General features: G+C 66.6%; 10 protein-coding genes, 1 tRNA gene and 2 pseudogenes. 5 read left to right on the top strand and 8 right to left on the bottom strand.

Features of this window, described 5'->3' with window-relative positions:
• Positions 1–36: 36 nt before the first annotated feature.
• Both ACGFT2_RS13970 and ACGFT2_RS13965 read right to left on the bottom strand, forming a co-directional pair.
• Entirely contained in the window at positions 37–2,787 is a 2,751-nt protein-coding gene (locus ACGFT2_RS13970) for a DUF1156 domain-containing protein (protein WP_393277472.1), read from the bottom strand.
• Positions 2,784–6,008 (bottom strand): helicase-related protein, encoded by a 3,225-nt coding sequence (locus tag ACGFT2_RS13965; protein ID WP_393277470.1) that lies wholly within the window; start codon positions 6,006–6,008, stop codon positions 2,784–2,786. Before ACGFT2_RS13965 ends, ACGFT2_RS13970 begins: the two co-directional genes overlap by 4 nt.
• A 582-nt stretch (positions 6,009–6,590) precedes the next feature.
• Here ACGFT2_RS13965 and ACGFT2_RS13960 point away from each other — a divergent pair.
• Both ACGFT2_RS13960 and ACGFT2_RS13955 read left to right on the top strand, forming a co-directional pair.
• Positions 6,591–6,670, top strand: a tRNA-Ser gene (locus ACGFT2_RS13960).
• 631 nt (positions 6,671–7,301) lie between these two features.
• Positions 7,302–7,538 (top strand): hypothetical protein, encoded by a 237-nt coding sequence (locus ACGFT2_RS13955; protein WP_393277468.1) that lies wholly within the window; start codon positions 7,302–7,304, stop codon positions 7,536–7,538.
• A gap of 137 nt (positions 7,539–7,675) precedes the next feature.
• Here the strand turns inward: ACGFT2_RS13955 and ACGFT2_RS13950 are convergent.
• Positions 7,676–8,086: pseudogene (locus ACGFT2_RS13950) on the bottom strand (site-specific integrase); the annotation flags it as partial.
• 429 nt (positions 8,087–8,515) lie between these two features.
• On the opposite strand from ACGFT2_RS13950, the gene ACGFT2_RS13945 reads away from it, so the two are divergent.
• On the top strand, positions 8,516–9,232 hold the full coding sequence (locus tag ACGFT2_RS13945) for a tetratricopeptide repeat protein (RefSeq protein ID WP_393277466.1): 717 nt from the start codon (positions 8,516–8,518) through the stop codon (positions 9,230–9,232).
• A gap of 567 nt (positions 9,233–9,799) precedes the next feature.
• On the opposite strand, the gene ACGFT2_RS13940 is transcribed toward ACGFT2_RS13945, so the two are convergent.
• The 4 genes and pseudogenes from ACGFT2_RS13940 to ACGFT2_RS13925 all read right to left on the bottom strand — a co-directional run bounded on the left by ACGFT2_RS13940 (position 9,800) and on the right by ACGFT2_RS13925 (position 13,150).
• Positions 9,800–10,018: a DUF3761 domain-containing protein gene (locus tag ACGFT2_RS13940; protein ID WP_393277694.1), complete on the bottom strand. Its 219-nt coding sequence runs from the start codon at positions 10,016–10,018 to the stop codon at positions 9,800–9,802.
• 606 nt (positions 10,019–10,624) lie between these two features.
• Positions 10,625–11,034, bottom strand: a pseudogene (locus ACGFT2_RS13935) (site-specific integrase); the annotation flags it as partial.
• Between the two features lie 1,631 nt (positions 11,035–12,665).
• Entirely contained in the window at positions 12,666–12,851 is a 186-nt protein-coding gene (locus ACGFT2_RS13930; protein WP_393277464.1) for a hypothetical protein, read from the bottom strand.
• A gap of 68 nt (positions 12,852–12,919) precedes the next feature.
• On the bottom strand, positions 12,920–13,150 hold the full coding sequence (locus tag ACGFT2_RS13925) for a hypothetical protein (protein ID WP_393277462.1): 231 nt from the start codon (positions 13,148–13,150) through the stop codon (positions 12,920–12,922).
• Between the two features lie 380 nt (positions 13,151–13,530).
• Here ACGFT2_RS13925 and ACGFT2_RS13920 point away from each other — a divergent pair, with 380 nt between their 5' ends.
• Positions 13,531–13,812 carry a DUF2511 domain-containing protein gene (locus ACGFT2_RS13920; RefSeq protein WP_393277460.1) on the top strand — a complete coding sequence of 94 codons (282 nt, stop codon included), beginning with the start codon at positions 13,531–13,533 and terminating at the stop codon, positions 13,810–13,812.
• A 1,902-nt stretch (positions 13,813–15,714) separates the two neighbouring features.
• On the top strand, positions 15,715–16,272 hold the full coding sequence (locus ACGFT2_RS13915) for a GNAT family N-acetyltransferase (RefSeq protein WP_393277458.1): 558 nt from the start codon (positions 15,715–15,717) through the stop codon (positions 16,270–16,272).
• Between the two features lie 108 nt (positions 16,273–16,380).
• On the opposite strand, the gene ACGFT2_RS13910 is transcribed toward ACGFT2_RS13915, so the two are convergent.
• The gene (locus ACGFT2_RS13910) at positions 16,381–17,406 is read right to left on the bottom strand and encodes a cytochrome P450 (protein WP_393277456.1); all 1,026 of its coding nucleotides are present in this window, start codon (positions 17,404–17,406) and stop codon (positions 16,381–16,383) included.
• Between the last annotated feature and the right edge of the window lie 329 nt (positions 17,407–17,735).

The following is a 17,735-nucleotide window of genomic DNA, read 5'->3' as shown; positions in this document are numbered from 1 at the left end:
TGGGCACAAAGGCGGTGGGGGTCCTGCGGACCGTCATCACAGGCGCCGCAACTCGTCGTCATCGATCAGTTCGAGCTGCGGGTTGTCGAGGGCGCTCGCGGAGATGGACTCGGCGGCTCCGACGACGCCGGCCCGGTTGCGTAGCACCCGAGTGAAGCGGACGGAATCCGGGTCGTTGTCTGGCAGCCGGTCCGCGAGGAACTGGATGGCGGACCACAGGAAGGTGTCGTCGGCCGTGTGCTGTGCAGCGGCGAGCACCTGGCCCATGGCCTGCAGGCCATCTTCCGAGGCGGCTGCGAGCGCGAGGGCGATGTCTATGACCGTCGAATCCGCGTTGATCTTGCCCTTGAAGTCGCGGGAGGCTACGAACCGGACACCCCCGTCCGCGTCGGGCACCAGGTCACGTATAGTCGCCAAGTCGAGCGTGGCGGCCAGAGCCTGCCAGCGCAGCTCGGACTTCCCCCGGACCTGACGGTTGTACAGCGTCACCCACCACAGTGCGAACCGCGTGCGAGCGTCGAAGGTCTCCAGCGGCTGGTGGTTGATCTCGACTGCCATCGCCTCCTGGACCGCGGCTCGGGCCAACGGCAGGAACGTGTAGATGTCGACCGGTTCGCCCTTGGCGTCGAGGATTTCGCTGTACCGACCGACGACCTCCATCGCCGGCCCGGCAGCCGCCATCAGCATGTCGGCCGGGGCCAGGCCCCACCGCTCCCAGTCCGGGTAGCGCCGCTTGATCTCAGCCTTGATCTCGGCCTCGACCGCCCCCTTGCGCCCAGGAGAACGCCCGGGCGCCTTCGGACGGCACGTCATGGTCAACGTGGTCTCGATATTCGCCTTGCCCTGGTGGCTGCCTGCCTCGGTGTTCGCAGGCCAAGAACCGGTCATCACCAAGCCGGCCTGCTCGACGGCCGTGAGAAGACGCTGCCAGACTTCCGGGTCTCCGGACCCGAACACGATGGTCACTAGACCGTCATCGCGGACCGCGCGACGCATCTCACCGAACGCCTGGGCGATCTTGGTGTCGTAATGCTCGCGAGTTCGATGCTCGTTGGGCGCCTCTCCCCGGACCCGCTTGACGATGATCTCTTCCTGCTTCTCCTGGCAGCCGTACTCGTTGGACGTGACGACCAACTCGGGCCAGGTGTTGTAGAGGGCACGCTTCAGCCACGCGTAGATCAGATCGGAGGAGTCGGCGTACGCGAGCATCTCGTCATACGGCGGGTCGGTCACCACGGCAGTGATGGACGCGTCTCGCAGGTTCAGCGAGGTTGCCGATCCCCTGCTCACACTGACCGGCGCCCCCTGGATGTCGGCCATCAGGTTCGTCAGCGTCGACATGCTGCTCTTGCACAGGGACGCCCATGATCCCGCGCCGGTGCCGATTCCTACCTCAAAGAAGTCCTGTGAAAACGTAATTGATCCCTGATTTGCATATATGTCGTGGACCCCTGCGCGACTAATGTCGATCGTGCATCCACGGGTAGCCCGCCGAAGCTTCCGGGCGACTACGGACCCGGCGTATCCGCTAAGTGCTCGGGCATAGTCAGAGCTCACCCCCACCTTGTGCATGAGTTCGTCGGCAACCTCGGCGATGGATCGGGTGAGCATGACGAAGGCCAGGGTCTGCCGATCGCACATGAAATCGCCGTAGGTGCGCGCCCCGTAGATGGACGGCCCAATGATGTTGTTGTTACCCGGTGCGATTCGTTCCTCTGGTATGGCACTGAGAAATGGACTCGGGTCGGACAGCGCACGTAGTGCCGCAGGCGCTGCGGCGACAGCCGAGAGTTCCGCCTGGGTGGGCTCCCGGTACTCCTTGCCGGAGTCGTCCGAGTGGTCGGCCACCACCAGCAGCATGTCCGTGGCCCGCCCCTCATCGGTGAGCCGTCGGTGCACATCGAGTGGGTGCACGTGACTGCAGAACGGGCAGATCGCTGATTTCCCCGGCAGCGTGCGACCCTCAGCGGTACGAGCGCGCGTCAGCGTTGGAGTGCGCCTTGGAGCACCCTCGTGCACTACCGGCGCGCAGGTCCCTGTGGCCGGATCGGCTTCGACGTAGAACGACTGGCCGGGGTCGACGACCGGCGGAGCACCCTTTCGACCGCTTTTCTGACTCGGCCTACGCAGCTCGAACGAGCCGACCAAAGGGAAACGGTTGCCGCACTCCTGGCAGGGGATGGCGATGGCCCACAGGTACCCCCATGGCTGCCTTCCGTTGACCTGGGGGTAGTAGTCCTTCATAGCTGCAGTCCACCGGCGGCCCACCTCGTCAAGGGTGGCGCGAACGTCGACAAGCAGCCGAGGCCGGTCATCGTAGAGGGCGTCGCTCTCCTGGGCGAACGGCAGACGCGGCTCCTGCGACCAGTCCCGAAAGGGGAAGTCGGTGAGGAGCGTGCTGGCCAGCACCGCGACCGGGCTGTAGTCGACACCGTGGGCTTCCAGCCCGAGCCGCCCTGCCTCCAGCGGGATCATGCCGCGACCACTGAACGGATCCAGGACCGACGCGCCTTCAGGGTTGGCCTTGACGATCTCGTCGTGGAGCAGTTGCCAGGCACCATAGCGTCCGGACATGCCCTCCTGGACTAGCTCTTGAAGACGCTGCTGTTCTGATTGATCCTCCGGCCAGGGCAGCAACGAGCAGACCACCGCCGCCTTCGCCTGGGCAACCGGACGTTTCGCGAACCACGGGAACAGCCCGATCTCTGTCGACCCGCTGCCCCATCCTGCTGAGCTGTTCGCCGAAACCTCGGCACAGGGAAACCAGCGTTCGATCATTCGGGTCATGCGTTGCTCCCGGGGGCGTTCTTGAGACTGCTGCCCGGGACGCGGAACACCGCGTTCCCGGTCATGACGTTCGCGAAGAGGGTGGCGGGGTCCTGGTAGGCGCCGAAGAATCGACCCCTGCCGTCGGCGCAATGGTCGATGACGTAGAGCCAGTACTCCTTGCGGTGCTGAGTCGCGATGAGGACTTCGTTGCCAGTCATCCGGATGCCGTTACTGGCCGCGCTGCCGAGCACGCCCTTGACCTCGACGTGACGGACCTGGCTGTTGCGGCGAACCTCCAGGTCGTATCCGCGGCCCTCGGTGTGGACGTCGGCCACTGTCCAGCCGTCGTCCTCGAGGAGTTGTTGCACGTGACGCATGGAGACCAACTCGGCGTCAATCTCGGCTTGGACGCGAGTGTCGGCGGTAGCCAGGACGCGGATCCGCCCCACCTGCTTCGGTTCGGTCAGCTGCACGCCCGCGAGCCGTTCCAGTTCTTCGAGTCGCTGTGCGGTCTGGGCCTGAAGTCGACGCCGCAACTCAAGACGGGCAACGCGGTCCTCAATACGGTCAGTCAGGCTCAGGGGCAAGTTGGTCAGGTCGCGACGGGCCTGGGCGAACCAGTCGGCGCGCACCTTACGGTGTTCCGCGACGGTCGCGGCGGCCACTTCGAGGGCCGCGCTGAACGCGTGGCCCTCCCGGGCAGGGTGTGGTTCGCTGCCGTTCTGTTCGGTTGGCACGAGGTTGGCCAGTGACTCCCACCGGACCGGTCGGGCGTTGCCGCTGTCGTCCACCTTGATCAGGGTGGCCCACACACTGGCGCGCTTGCCGTTGCTCTCCGTCATCGTCGCCTCGTACGCGTACAGCTCGTACGGAGTGAGGCTGGTGGGGTCGGATGCGGCGCCGGACTGGTACAAGTCCTCGGCCAGGGTGCGCTCGGCTATGTTGATCAGGTCGCTGAAGCCGGGCTCGCCGGGGCCCAGGGTGATGGTGTCCCCGACGTCGATGCTCCCAGAGGCGTTGCGTACCGCGTCGCCGCTAGTCGCGACGTGCACTTCGCGCTGTCCGCCCAGGGTGACAGGAAAACCGGTCTCGCCGTTCAAGGTGAGCTGTCGGAACCCAGGGCCGGCCGCGGTCGGTGCGCACTCCAGCACGCCGGCGGCTGCGAGCCGGTCGAGGTACGCCTCGACGATGGCAGGGTTGATGCGCGCGAACAAGTCGCGCTGGAGCAGCGTCAGGGCCGCGACCGCGTCCACCTGACTGGCCAGGCGGCGCTCATTGTCGCGAACCTTCCGGGCCGCGCGGGTGAGTTGCTGGGCCTGGACCGCTTGGGCAGCATCTATGGCCTGCTGCTTCTTCACATCATCGTTGCCGTAGAGGTCCGACAGCCACTTGTCGTAGTCGACGCCCGTGATCTCGGCAACTGCCGACAGGCTGTCGAACATCTGACCACGCAGCTCATTCGCGGCCATGACGAAGTTGTCCAGCAGACGGAGCAGGGTCGCGCCTTCCCGAGTGTCCGTGGCGACCAGATTGTAGAGATACACGTCACGCCGCTGACCGACACGGTGAATACGTCCCATCCGCTGTTCGAGACGCACCAAGGACCACGGAATGTCGTAGTTCACCAGCACATGCGCGGCCTGCAGGTCGATGCCCTCGTTGCCAGCATCGGTGGTGACGATGATCTGGAACTCGGCACGCATGAAGGCCTTGCGGGTCTCATCGCGCTCGGCCTTGCTCTGCCGGCCCGAGTACAGCTCGGCGGTGTACCCCTCGGCCTGGAGCCGTCGGGCGATCCACTCGGCCGAGTCCGCGTACTCGGTGAAGATGACGGCCTGTTCGCCGTTTCCCGGGTGAATGCCGTGGGCGGCCAGACAATCATCGGTGAGCCGCTTCCACTTCGACGGTTGCCAACGGGAGTCGGTGCTTGTTGCCTCGATCTGCTGCACAAGGCTGTTGATCGCGGTTCGCTCAGCCCTGGTCGAGGCCGAGACCGTGTGAATCACCTTCGCCTCTTCGACCTCGGCCTCGTCACCGTGGTCCTCGCGATCGGCGATGAGCGCCGCCTCCGCCTCGCTCATCGCCCCCATGTGCTCGTGGCGCCGCCGCAGGGTCTGGGCCAGCGCGTAGAGGCTGGAGGCTGCCCGCTTGCCGTAGACCATGCGGGCAAGCGGCTGCGCCACCGGAGGAAAGAACCGGTCGACCATGTCGAGAGCGGCCTGATAGAAGCCGTACTCGGTCTGCGACAGCGGGACACTGTGGTTGCGCGCGGTACGCCCCCTGAACAGCCGAGTAGCGCCGTCGTAGTCGACCAGGTCCTCCTTCATCCGCCGTAAGAAGTGGATGGGCCCGGGACGCAGCGCACTGAGCTCGACGTTGGGGTCACTGCCCGGATCCGGGTAGATCTCGGGGTCGACCAGGTGCAGCAGGTGCCGGAAGAGCCACTCCTTGCCCCGGTGCGGTGTTGCCGTCATCAGCAGCGCCCGCGGGGTGTTCTTGGCTAAGAGCCGTCCAACCTGGTGGAATCCGGCGGCAGTCGGAGTCAGCCGATGGGCCTCGTCGAAGACGACCAGATCCCAGCCAGCCTTGTCCGGGCGTATCGCGTCCTGCACTGCGGGGTTCACCGCTGCGAGCTCGAGGGAAACCACCCACAGATCATTGGAGTTCAGGGCGTTCTCACGCACCGTGGCCGAGGTGAGCTGACGCAACCCACCTCCCAGGAGCCGCTGGAAGTCGTCCACCCACTTGGTGGCCAGGTTCGCCGGACAGACGATGATCGCCCGCTTGATCAGGCCGAGTCGCTGCATCTCACGGAGATACAGGCCCGCCATGATCGTCTTGCCGGTGCCCGGCTCGTCGGCCAGGAGGAAGCGCAGCAGGGGCTGGGGAAGCATTGCTCCGTAGACAGCCGTTGTCTGGTGCGCGTACGGCTTCAGCGGCGTAGCTGCCATCGCGCTGGACTCGGCGTTGGTCGCCGCGGCGTTCATCCACTGCGTCCACATAGCGGCCAGCACGCGAGCGGAGTCAGCCTTGCCGTCACTGACGAGGGGCCGCACGGTCTCGGTGTCTCCGGCTGCCAGATTCACTTCGTGACGGCGGTCTTCGTCATCGACGAGGATGAGGTCCCATGAACCGGGTTGATCTCCGGGCAGGGCGAAGCGGATCGTGGCGAACTCCGGCACGCCAGCGGCCCGGACTCGTACTCTCTGGCCGCGCTCGAACAAGCCTTGGGGCTGCATGCCTACGCGTCTACCTCGAGGCTCACCGACATCGAGCTGCCGAGAATGGTCACATGCCGACTCACTGGACGTGGACAAGACATGTCCCTATCCCTCCCCTCGGCCACCTACGGTTCCCCACCCTGGCCGACTAACGAGCCGTCAAGTTACCTCAACTACCTGCGCGTTTCCAATACATGGAGCGCACAAGGTTGGTGTGGGCAACAGTTTTTGCGAGCCAGTTCCATGTCCGAGAGGCGCCTGGTTCTGACAGTTGAGCAGCGACGCGGCCCCCTAGCCTCGATCTTTCGTGACGGTCCGCTGACAGAGTCGGCGGACCGCTTTCGCGCCGTGGGCGCAGGCTGTGGGCCCGGGTGTGGGGTGGCGCCGGGTTCCACTGCTCCGGTCGGTGGTGCTGTCGAAGGTAGGGAATCCGATGGTCAGCCAGCGTCGGACAGTTAAGTGAGCCGGTCGAGGGCTGCGGTGATGTGACCGGTCGGAAGAGTCTTGGTGCGGGTGTGCTCCGGTACCTACTCCGTTCAAGAACCGCGTTGGCCACTCGTGGACCACTTGTGGACCCCGCTCGCGTCATCGACCGGTCATGGGCCCGTGACCTGCGAATTCGCGAGACCAGGCACGGCCTCCGGAGCCGTGTGCGCAGGTTCGAATGCTGCCGGGGCACTCGCCGATCGCCTAGGAACGTTCCTAGCTGACCAGGGCGGATGCCGACAGCAGAGGGCGGGAGTCAGTCTCACTGACTCCCGCCCTCTCTTGTGGTCTCTCACTATCCGCGCACCATCTGCGATACACCCGACACGCTCACGCGCTCCTCACGAGTGGGGCACCCCTGACGACGTCGGGTGGCTGTGCGGAAGGGTGCGGACATGCCCAAGCGGAGAGCTTCACGGCGTGATTGCAGGCCCAAACCGATCGAAACAGTGGCATCGGTGACCTCGTCCGCGGCGTCGCTAATGATCCTGGCCGGCCTCGCGGAAGGGGCGGTCGGGCCAGTGCGCCTGCCTCGAAGAGTGCGGCGCCATGCCGGCCGCCATCGAGATGGTCGAAGACGCCTGGGTTCGATACGAAGCGTACCGGGCGGCGCTAGCCAGTGCCTGAGCCGATAGCGCGGGCCAGCAGGGCTTTTGGTCACTCGCTGCACATTTTTGGTGCTGAGGCCTGTCCGACGCGTCGCGTCACCGACCCCGCACCCGACAGCGCTTTCACCTGAATGGCGCAACATGACGTGCCACCCACATGGGTGAAGATCAGGCTGGCTAGTGCCCCAACCGAGGCAATCCGTGAAAGGGAAACCAAATGCGCATTCGACGAACCCTCGCCGCCGTCATCGCCACGGCAGCCCTCGCCGGACTCGGCCTCACAGGCGCCGCCACCGCCACCGCCGCAACCGCCGCCGCCACAACCGCCACCCCCGCCAGCCTCACCCCGGGTGAGTGCGAGCAGGGCGGCGGAACGGTCGATCGGTCGACCACGTCCGCGGCCGGGCTCCCGACCTGCAAGGGCGGCAACTTCAACGGGCAGGATGTCGACTAAACCCACTAGGCGCCCCGCAGCCACGCGCTGCGGGGCGCTCCCACGCGGGCGTAGCCGGGAGAGTCGCAGGTACGTGCCGAGCCATGAGGGCGGTTCGAATCTCCCGGACCGCCCTCGCAGCGCGATGACACGGAGCGCTATGCAGCGTCCCCGTCCTCTTCCAATGCCCTTGTGATCTTCGCGTTGGCGGCTTCCTCGTGGCCGTCGATGCAGCCGTGATAGCGCCGGTGGATCACCTCGGGAGAGTTGCCGACCCGCCGGGCAACCTCAGCGATCGGCACCCCCGCGTTCAACCAGCGCGTGATGCACGCGTGCCGCAGGTCGTACGGGCGCCCGGCCAACGGCGAGGCGACGCGCTCAGGCGGGAGCGCATACTCCCGCGCCTCCTCCCACACCCGCCAGTAGGTGGATGAGTCGACCCCTCCCCCACGCTCGTTGCCGAACACGCGCCCTTCCTTGGCCGCGGCAAACGCGTCCAGGTGAGCCCGAAGGATCACCACCGGGACAGGCGGGATGGGGGCCGGTCGGTCGCTCTTGGCCTCCCTTGACAGGATGACCGGGTCAAACCGAGGCAGATAGGCCGCTGTTCAAGCCATGCGGCTCGAATTTGAAGGGTGGACGAGGGAGCACCTCGGATGCATGGCTCAAGAGCGCTCGGCCCCGCTCCCCGGGGCGCATGCGACACACCTCCGACACAGCCTGTGTCCTGCCACCTCCTGATCTGCTCCGCCGCAGGTCAAACGGACGGATCCCTCCGGCAGTAGCGAACTCAAGGGGCTGAGCACGCAAGGTGGCCGCCGCGCAACCCAGTTGGTCCATCCGGTGCTGCCGGTCATTCCCGCCCCTCGGCCGAACACCAGGCGCAATATCCATATCCTCCGGCCATGAGACTCTTCCGACCGCGCGCCAAGCGGACGACTGAACCCCCTGTGTCGCGGGCTATGACCCTGTACAGGGCCGGGCGCTACGCAGAGGCGGTGACCGAGGCCCGTGCCGTGGCCCGGTCGCTGCCACACGATGACACGTACACACCGCTGGCGCTGAGCATCGCCGCAAACGCGACGGGCGCCCAGGGCCGCCACGCCGACGCTCTCGCCATATACGACGAAGTGCTGCCGGCTGTCGGAAAGACTTTCGGAGCTGATCACTGGCAGACCCTGAAGCTGCGCTCCGACCGCGCCCAGACGCTGGCCGCGCTCGGTCAGTACGCCGAGTGTGAGGCAGAGTGTGCGGCCGTCGCCCAGACCGCGCGCGGCGGTACCGGGGAGTTGCAAAACGTAGTAAGGGCCGCCAGTAACGGGCTGGTCTTCGCTCTCAGCGCGCAGGGGCGCCACCCGGAGGCCGAGGCACGCGCCCGCGAGGCCCTGGCCGCCCATCCTGAACCGGACCGGCTGACTCTGGCGTTGCGACTCGGCCTGGTACGCAGCCTCAACGGCCAAGCCCGCCACGAGGAGGCCCTGGCCGAGGCGGAGCGTGCCCGTGAGCTGCGCCGCAGCCTGCCCGCGGGAGAGAGCCGCCCAGAGACCGGCGCCATCGAGCTGGCCGTAGCCACCGCCCTCCTGGGACTACGCCGCGGCACCGAAGCCCGCCGTCAGGCCGCAGCTGCTCACGAGGCCTGTCTGGCCTCATTCGGCCCGGACCATCGCCGCACAGTCGAGGCTCAGGCTCTGCTCGACCGCATCGACGGCGCTTGATCGGACGCGCACCGCGACTCCGGACAGGGGTGTCCCAGCTCTCCGAATGGGCCTCTCACCTGCACAAACAGCCCGGACAGCTCAAAGTACCGGTGTCCGGGCTGTCCGGTCACAAGCGGCTGCAACACTTCCAGGGCGTTGCAGCCGTCGGTGAAGCCGACCTCTCAATGGGCCAGGAGCCGGAGGCGACTCCCGATTCGCACCATCTGCGATACAGGAGAACACCGAGCAGCTCCTGGGATCAAGGAACCCGATGGTCAGAGGCGGTTTGCAGGCCGAATTCCGCTTGTGCTCCGGAGCCGTCTGCGCAGGTTCGAATCCTCCGAGGTCGACGACCTTGTAGCTCGATCCTTGCGGGCCAGCCTGATCGCTCTGGCCGCTCCTGTCGCACCGTCTTCTGCCCAGCCCCGCGCTGATAGCGGAACGGGGTGGTCGTGCGTTCGGACATGCCCCACAGGCCCCACATGCCCCCCAGGCCCCGGAGACGCGGGACCGGCCTGCCCCATTCAACGGGGCGGGCGATCCCGCACTCACACCACGAGCTAGAGCACCAACGTGAGACGGCGGCTACCGGTAGAAGACGGCCACGCCACCGTGATGCGAGCAGGCCCCCTGATGGTGAGCGGCGTACGAGTACGTGCCGTCGTTGCACAGAGCCGTGGCACCGCCGCCCGCAGAGCTGGAGCCACCCGACGAGGTGGACCCGCTGCTGGACGACGATCCGCCAGACGTCGAACTGCCCCCCGTGCCCGACCCCGCGGCTGCGGCGTGCGCGGTGACGGTCACCTTCACCTTGACCGTCTTCGTCACCGTCGGCGCAGGCTTCGGCTTCGCGGTCTCCGTCGCCGTGGCTGTCGCGGTGACCGTGGCCGTGGCCGTGCCGTGGCCGCCGGCTGTGCCTTGTGGTCAGCCACCGTCTTCGTCGCGTTCGAGTTCTGGCCGTCTGCGCCGGCGCTGCCCACGCCGATGATGAACGCGAGGCCCAGGGCGGGCAGCACGAATCGCTTGCGGGCCCACTTGGGTGCGGGACGGACGGCCTGCGGCCCGGGCGGAGGCTGGAACGGCGGTTGAGGCTGGTAGTAGCTCACAGGACCCCCCTGCATAAGTACTTGAAGGGTGAAGCTACCTACGCCGGTGCATCAGTTGTGAGGGGCCGGTGAAGACAGTGACTCAGTTGTGACCTCGCAACTCCCAACTGCCCCCGCAGGCCACCATCCCCGCACGCCCGAACCGCCACCCCGAGGTGACGCTCATAGACGAGCGCTCATCCACCGCAGGATCCGGCCGTTGGGCGAGCACTGGCGGCATACACGGGCGCAAGAGCAGCCTCATCAGCAGTCAACGAGGCCCCTCGACAGGATGTCAGGGGCCTCGGGCACGGTCAGGCGACCGTCACTCGTACTCGCGAAGCAGGTTCTCGATACGCCGGTCGGCGACTCCTGCCGTCCGTCGAGGCACTTCGCGTAGCGGGTAAGCAGGACCTCGACGCTGTTGCCGGCGCGCTCGGCAACCTCGGTGGATCAACTCCGGCATTGAGCCATGTCGACAGCGCCGAGTGCCGAAGGTCGTACGGCCGACTCGCGAGCGGCGAGGTGGCGATGGCCGGCGGGAGCGCGAGAATCCGAGCCTCCTGCCACACGCGGTAGTACGTGGACGAGCCAACCACTCCCCCGCGCTCGCTGGTGAACGGCCGCCCCGCCCTCGGCACTGCCGAACGTATCGAGGTGCTGCCGGAGGATAGTGACGAGCTGGGGCGGGATAGGCACGAGCCGGACTTCCTTCACCGGCCGGTTCTCCCGCCCAGTTCAGCGATGATCTGCGGAAGGGTCCCCGACCCTCCCTCACGACGAGGAAGCAACCACGTCCACCGCTAGGAGGGTGACGCAGCAACCAGTAGGTCAGCCAGCCTGTCAGAGATCTGGCGTTGTCAATTGGCTGTCAGTCGCACTGTCGGTGCCGGCGCTACCGCTGGTCGACATGTTGCTGTCAGTCACACTGTCGGTGCCAGCGCCACCGCTGGTCGACATGTTGCTGTCAGTCGCGCTCTCAGTGCTGTCACTGCTACTCGTCGACGTACTGCTAGTGCCGTCCGAACCGGCAACCGACACGCCGCCAGTGCCCTCCGTGCCACTACCCGACATGCCCCCACTCGTGCTGGTGTCACCGCTACTCGTCGACACACCGCCAGTGCTGTCGGAGCCGGCAACCGACACGCCGCCCGTGCCCTCCGTGCCCGTACCCGACACGCCCCCAGTCACGCTGCTGTCACCGCTACTCGTCGACGTACTGCTAGTGCCGTCCGAGCCGGCAACCGACACGCCGCCAGTGCCCTCCGTGCCAGTACCCGACATGCCCCCACCCGTGCTGGTGTCACCGCTACTCGTCGACACACCGCCAGTGCGTTCCGCGCTCCCAACCGACACGCCGCCCGTGCCCTCCGTGCCAGTACCCGACACGCCCCCAGTCACGGTGCTGTCGGGAGACACGGTGGTCCGAGGGCGAGTTGCCGCGGCCTCGAATTTGTCGGCAAAATCGGCTATTCCGCCACCGATCTCCTTGCCCATGGGCCCAGTTATCTGTTTGAGGCTGTCGCCGTACCCTCCTCCCGCGACACCTCCGACACCTTCTCCGATCATTTGTCCGATCGCTTCTCCGGCTTCTCTTCGTTGGCTCGATTTGGCGGTGTGTTCGGGATAGGTGTATGAATCCTTAGGATCCACATAGGAATCTCTCGATTTCGGGGGCACGTTCTGGGCCAAGAGCGGCGCATCGTCGGAGGTGCCGGAACTTCCGGGGTCCGATTCGCTGCCGTCCGGATCGGTCGCGAATATTTGTTGTTCGGGCGCGCCGGTAGAAGGCTGGGTGCCCGCTGCCGCTGTAGTGGCACCTACGGAAATGAGAAGTGCACTACTGAGGCAGGATACGCAGATGAGTCGGGGGATTTGCCCCCGGGCCGTGGTAGTCATGATGACTCCGTGAACGGATGATGTTGCACCGAGTGGCGATTCGCGTGGGCTCTTGGGGCCAATTAATTGAACAGGCTACGACTCAAGTCGCTCCGGTAGAAGGGCAGCTGAAAGCCCTTTGGCACCATGCTCCTCCGGTCTCCACAGCCCCGCAAGTCGCAGCTTGCATGTCCCTAAATGGCCAATCTCTGTAGAGCTACTCATCAGGAGGCATAACCTGTTGAGTGGTGAGGTCGTCCGCACGGAAAAGGCCGGGACCCCGCGTGCGACATTGGCCGGCTGCCTCACCGCTCAAGCTCGTGCCAGATCCGTTTCAGTTGGGCGGGGAGCCACGGGAGCGGCGGGCAGTGAGTCATCGGCGTCGAAGAGCCGTCATGCCACTCCACTCCCGCAGGTCAGGCACCCAACTCCCCCTAGATCACCCGGGCGCCCACGAGGGCCACCGGCGTCGCGCTGAGGCCACCGGCTCAGGCCTGAGTCCAGGCCTGGCGATGGCGTGCGACGCTGTACACCTGCTCAACCTGCTCGGCCGTCAGCACGCCTGAAAGCGGTGCCAGGGACCCTACTTGGCGCTCCTGGTACACCCGCACAGTGAGTTGCGTGGCGACCACCTTCAGATCGGTGACGCCAACGAAGACGAGCACTGGCTCCACCGGTACAGGAAAGTCGCAATAGTGCTCAAGCACCCGGACGACTCGCTTGGGTTTCCCGTGATCGACTTTCAAAGCACCGGACGCGCTTCAGTGTCGGGCGTCCTGTCTGCCGGGGCTGTCTCGCTGAGGTTCTGTAAGTGCTGTGTCAGCTGGGCGATCACGTCGTTGCGATAGTCGGCCCGCAAGACCGTGATGGCCCCTGTCCTCACGTCCGCCCAACCGACCGCAGTGCCATCCGACAGGCTGGCGTACAGGCGGTCATGTCCGTACCGCTTCCAGCGCGTGATGTGCAGCTCCATAAGACCCCTCGTGCCCTCGCGGCGATGTCGCCGACATAGCAGCAGTAAGAGGGCTGGCCCACAAGACCGCCGGCCGAGCGATGGACAGGGAGCACCGACCGCAGGTGGCGCGGTAGTTGGCCGCGCTGGCGCCTGCGGGGGCCGTGAGCGGTGGTCACCGGCAGAGCGGGCCGACCTGGAGCCGGGGCAAGGCCCGCTAAGTTACTGGCAGCAGTTGCTATGACTGATGGTCGATCGCGGACACGAGATGACCAGAAGAGGGATTTTTCGGGGGAGGGAACGCTGTGCGTACAGGGGGGTACATAGGCGTGACGGCAGCTGGTGTTGTGCTGCTGTGCGGCTGTGGATCCGGCTCCGGGGCACCTAAGAAGCCGATGGTCGTGACGGAGGCAGAGTACGGCGAGGACTGGCCCTTCGTCGCCGGGGTCGACGAGGGAACTCTGTCCTGTGAGCGGGGTTCCGACATCATCTTCGAAACCGAAGACGGGACAAGGTACCTACTCAACTACAACGACCGTATCGACGGTGAGCCGCAGTCGGACTCATATCCGAGCGCCGAAGAGATTGTTGCGCCGAATCGCATCCCGTCGTGGGCCGCACAGGGCCTGAAGGCGGCAACGGGACCGCTCATCGACCGCGCCCTGAAGCTGTGCCCGAACTGAGTTGTTCGGGTGTGGGCCCGCGAATCTCTGCCACGATTACGGTTGCCGCGGCCCCCGGGTCGGGTCTACGAGACGCCCCCGGGGTCGGATGGCGATACGGACGGACGGGATTTTCGTGCGCGTCGGACCTCGCTCGCCATTCAATTCGGTAAGCAAGACGCCGCGAGAGGCGATACCCGAGCCCTGATCGGGCTTACTGAGGATTGAGGCGACGAAGGAGGCCCGGGGCAGAATGCCCCGGGCACCGCTGCTGCCGAAGGACGACGGTGCGGCCTCGATGTGGTGACTCCGGGTCCGCCAGCCGCGAGCAGCTCGACGTGCGCATGACGAGCGGGGTTGGCGCGTAGCCGGCTCCCGTCGTGTGTAGCCCCTGGCCAGCAGGGCGCAAATGCATCGGATCTTGCTCCGGGCCCCTGCCCCCTGCCTGCGCCGTTCGCTTCAGAGGGGTGCCGGGCACCCGAAGTTGGCCACCTGCTCATACTCGGGCTGTCAATCCTCCAGCCAGAGTCGCGACCACTGGATTGACCTCGGGTCGGTCCTCACGGCGTAAGCCCAGCCGGGCCGGCTCGGGTCGCTTCGATATGCGCGGCATTCAACTAATACCGGATTCTGCTCACCCACGTCCTCCCGAGATGCAGCAGAGTTGCCATAGTGAGATTCTGATGGTAACGGCGCTATATCGAAGACCTCGTCAGCGACGCAGCCCCCGTCGATCCGGGCTCTCACGTCCGCGACGTTTTGAGATGACGCTCGGGCGATTTCACGGGCTTCGATCAAGCGTGCACGGCTGACGCAGTAATTACCTGCCGAGCATGCCTAGAACGGCAGTTATGCGCTGCGCCACCCGCCGATCGTCGAAAGTTCGGCCCCACGCATACACCTGATGAGTCGCCAATCGATCGGGCCGCTCGCAAGATCTTTCCACTCTGATGCAACAAAGGAATTGCTATGCCTTGTTCATCCACGCCACACCGATTCTGGATGCTTTCGGCCTTGGCCGTCCTCGCTGTAGGGGGTACAGCGGTTCCCTCCAGCGCGCTTCCCGCCTCCGCGGAGCAGGTTTCTGTTTCCACCGTCATGACGCCCTCCGAGGATAACGGTAACGGCAATTCGGACGACGGCGGCGGGAACGGGGATAACGGCAACAACCGGCGCGACAGCAACAGCCAACGCGATCACAACAAGTGGCGCGACCACAACAAGTGGCGCGACGGCCATGGCAGGGACCGTAGGTCGCCGCCGCGGACGGTACCACCCGCACCCGGAATCCCGCCGCGAACCGTACCGCCAGCACCCGGAATCCCACCGCGGACCGTGCCACCCGCACCCGGAATCCCACCGCGAACCGTACCGCCAGCACCCGGAATCCCACCGCGAACCGTGCCACCCGCACCCGGAATCCCACCGCGAACCGTGCCACCCGCACCCGGAATCCCACCGCGAACCGTGCCACCCGCACCCGGAATCCCACCGCGAACCGTGCCACCCGCACCCGGAATTCCGACCGGTCCGCGACTGCCGGTGTGAACCAGAGCAGTACACACACTCAGGGCCGGTTTTCTTCAACGGAGGAGCGGCCCTTACTCGTCATACGTGAGGAATTGACATAACCACCTCCCGAAATCCGACCCAGAGGGCTCGGATCTCATCTCGTTCGCTTGAGCGACCCGCGCAGCCGCGGCCTCCAGCGGCGGCGGTCTGGGGTGGGAGTACGGCACTCGGTGTGGCATGAGCGTCGGTTCAGTTCGGCAGCGGTGAGGCCGAACGCCGCTCCGGTGAGCGGGGATTGTGATCGCAGCCCCGTCGTACCTCCTTGCCGGGGAAACAGGCTCCGGCGGACGACGTCTCCCTTCTCGGCGTGCCTCTCGGGCCCGCGTGCACTGCTGCGTGGTCGAATGAGGCATGGCATCGTCCTGGACTGGTAGACGGGTGCGCCTACGCGCTGTCGAGCCCGACGACTGGACAGCGTTCATGGGCTTCGCCGACGACGACGGGCGGCGAGGGAGTCGGCTGAACCTGCCGCGGTCCGCCGAGGACTACCGTGCCTGGGCGAAGGAGCAATCCGTTGCCACGTGCGATGACGACCGCTTTCGGTTGGTGGTTGAGGCGACGGCCACGGGAGAGCCTGTCGGCACGGTCGGCTCACATCGCACCGGCCCTCGTTCGGGCTGGTTCGAGTTCGATGTCACGATCGGCGCCGGCCACCGGCGCAAGGGCTACGCGGCGGAATCCGCCGTGTTGCTGATGCGCTTCATGTTCGCCGAGCGGCGCTATCACAAATGCCTGGGAGCGATCTTCGCCCACAACGAGGCATCGCTGGCACTGACTCGTGGGCTCGGCTTCACCGAGGAGGGGCGCTTTCGCGAGCACGTCTTCTTCGCCGGCCGGTACCACGACCTCGTCATGATGGGCATGCTCGCCGGCGAGTTCGACCAGCGACACGCGATGAGCGAAGCATGAGCCGATCGTCCGGGCGTGTGCGGAACCGCGCCCGAACTCGATCGACGTTCGCTGTTCGCTGTTCGCTGTTCGCGGGTGGATGCGGCCTGTCACCGAAGGCAGGAGCCCTCAGCTTCGCGGGGTCGCACGCAGGCGCAGGCCGACGGTCGCGAGACCTCCGAAGGTGGTGACCTGGTAGCCGGGTTCCGGTCCGGGCGGCTCGCTCAAGTGGTAGCGGCGGGCGGTCTGCGCGGTCAGGAGCGTCAGCATCGCCATGGCCAGAGCGACTCCCTCGCAGCCATGCGGCCCGGCACCGAAGGAGAGGAAGGCCCCGGATTCCGCCGGCGAGCCCGAGTCGTCGAGCCAGCGCTCGGGCTGGAACCGATCCGGCTCGGGGTGTTCCCGTGCGTCGCGGTGGGCGGTGTAGGGGCAGACGAGAACGGTGGACCCGGCGTCGATGGTGTAGCCGGCGAGCTGAGTCTGCCGCGTGACGTGCCGGGTCAGCAGCCAGCTCGGCGGGTGCAGCCGGAGCACCTCGCGTACCAGTGCCTGGGTGAAGCACAGGCTGTCGAGGTGGGTGCTGGTCGTCGCGGCCGGGTCCGCGGGCAGCAAGGCGGCTTCGGCGGCGACGCGGGCCGCTGCCTGGGGGTGCCGGGCCAGGTGAAGCAGGATCCATCCAGCTGCCCGGGAGGGTGTCTCGAAGGTGGCGACGGTGATTCCGGGGAGAGTGTCGAGGATGGCCTCTTCCGGCAGGGCGCCGTGGCGGGAGGAGGGCCGGAGCATCTGGCCCAGCACGTCGTCGCCGAGTCGGCCCGATGAACGGCGCCGGCGGACGATGGGCCGCAGAGCGTCGGTGAAGGCGACTTGCTGCCGGGTGCGGAATCGCCGTGCCGGTGTGGGGATCCAGCGCGGCCATACCCAGCGTGAGGGGCGTACGAGCACCTCCCTGGCCAGGAAGAGCCGTGAGGCGAAGGGCAGGAGGACGGGGGCGTCTTCGGAGAAGAGGTAGCGCACGCCGATCTCTGCCAGGGTGCGCCGGACCGGGGGCAGGACCTCGATGTCCTGGCCCGTGGGCCAGTGGTCGGCGAATCGAGCGATCCCGGCCGCAATCTCACCGATCCGGGCTGCAACCGCCTGCGCGCGTAGTCCGCGCATGCGGGCGGCGTGAGCGTGCGCACGCTCCTCGGGCGTCGGTGCTCCGCTCGACCGCTTCAAGGGCGGGAAGAGAGGAGAGGGCGCCTTGGGGAAGTCATGCGCGCGGCTCAGGACCGCTTCGCACGGCCCGGCCGCAGCGGCCACGTAGACACCAGGCTCCAGCTGCCAGACGTCCCCGCACTCGTCAGCGCCACGGCGCGCGACTGCCAGCCGGTCGCGGCTCCAGGCGGCGAAGCCGCCTTCGGGCAACCGCGGCGGCTGATGTGTTCGGCCCATGAGATCGTCCCTGACGGTCGTACGAGTACAGGCCGATGTCGTCGGCTGGATAG

The organism is Streptomyces sp. NPDC048514 (genome assembly GCF_043199955.1).
Classification (GTDB): Bacteria; Actinomycetota; Actinomycetes; order Streptomycetales; family Streptomycetaceae; genus Streptomyces.
Note: the sequence above shows the minus strand (reverse complement) of the source record. Positions and strands in the feature narration are given on the sequence as shown.

What these genes read in the sequence shown, in the direction of transcription:
- ACGFT2_RS13965 (WP_393277470.1), bottom strand. Translation starts at nt 6,008, where the DNA reads ATGCAGCCCCAAGGCTTGTTCGAGCGCGGCCAGAGAGTACGAGTCCGG.
- ACGFT2_RS13955 (WP_393277468.1), top strand. Translation starts at nt 7,302, where the DNA reads ATGCGCATTCGACGAACCCTCGCCGCCGTCATCGCCACGGCAGCCCTC.
- ACGFT2_RS13925 (WP_393277462.1), bottom strand. Translation starts at nt 13,150, where the DNA reads ATGGAGCTGCACATCACGCGCTGGAAGCGGTACGGACATGACCGCCTG.
- ACGFT2_RS13915 (WP_393277458.1), top strand. Translation starts at nt 15,715, where the DNA reads ATGGCATCGTCCTGGACTGGTAGACGGGTGCGCCTACGCGCTGTCGAG.
- ACGFT2_RS13910 (WP_393277456.1), bottom strand. Translation starts at nt 17,406, where the DNA reads ATGCGCGGACTACGCGCGCAGGCGGTTGCAGCCCGGATCGGTGAGATT.
- ACGFT2_RS13970 (WP_393277472.1), bottom strand. Translation starts at nt 2,787, where the DNA reads ATGACCCGAATGATCGAACGCTGGTTTCCCTGTGCCGAGGTTTCGGCG.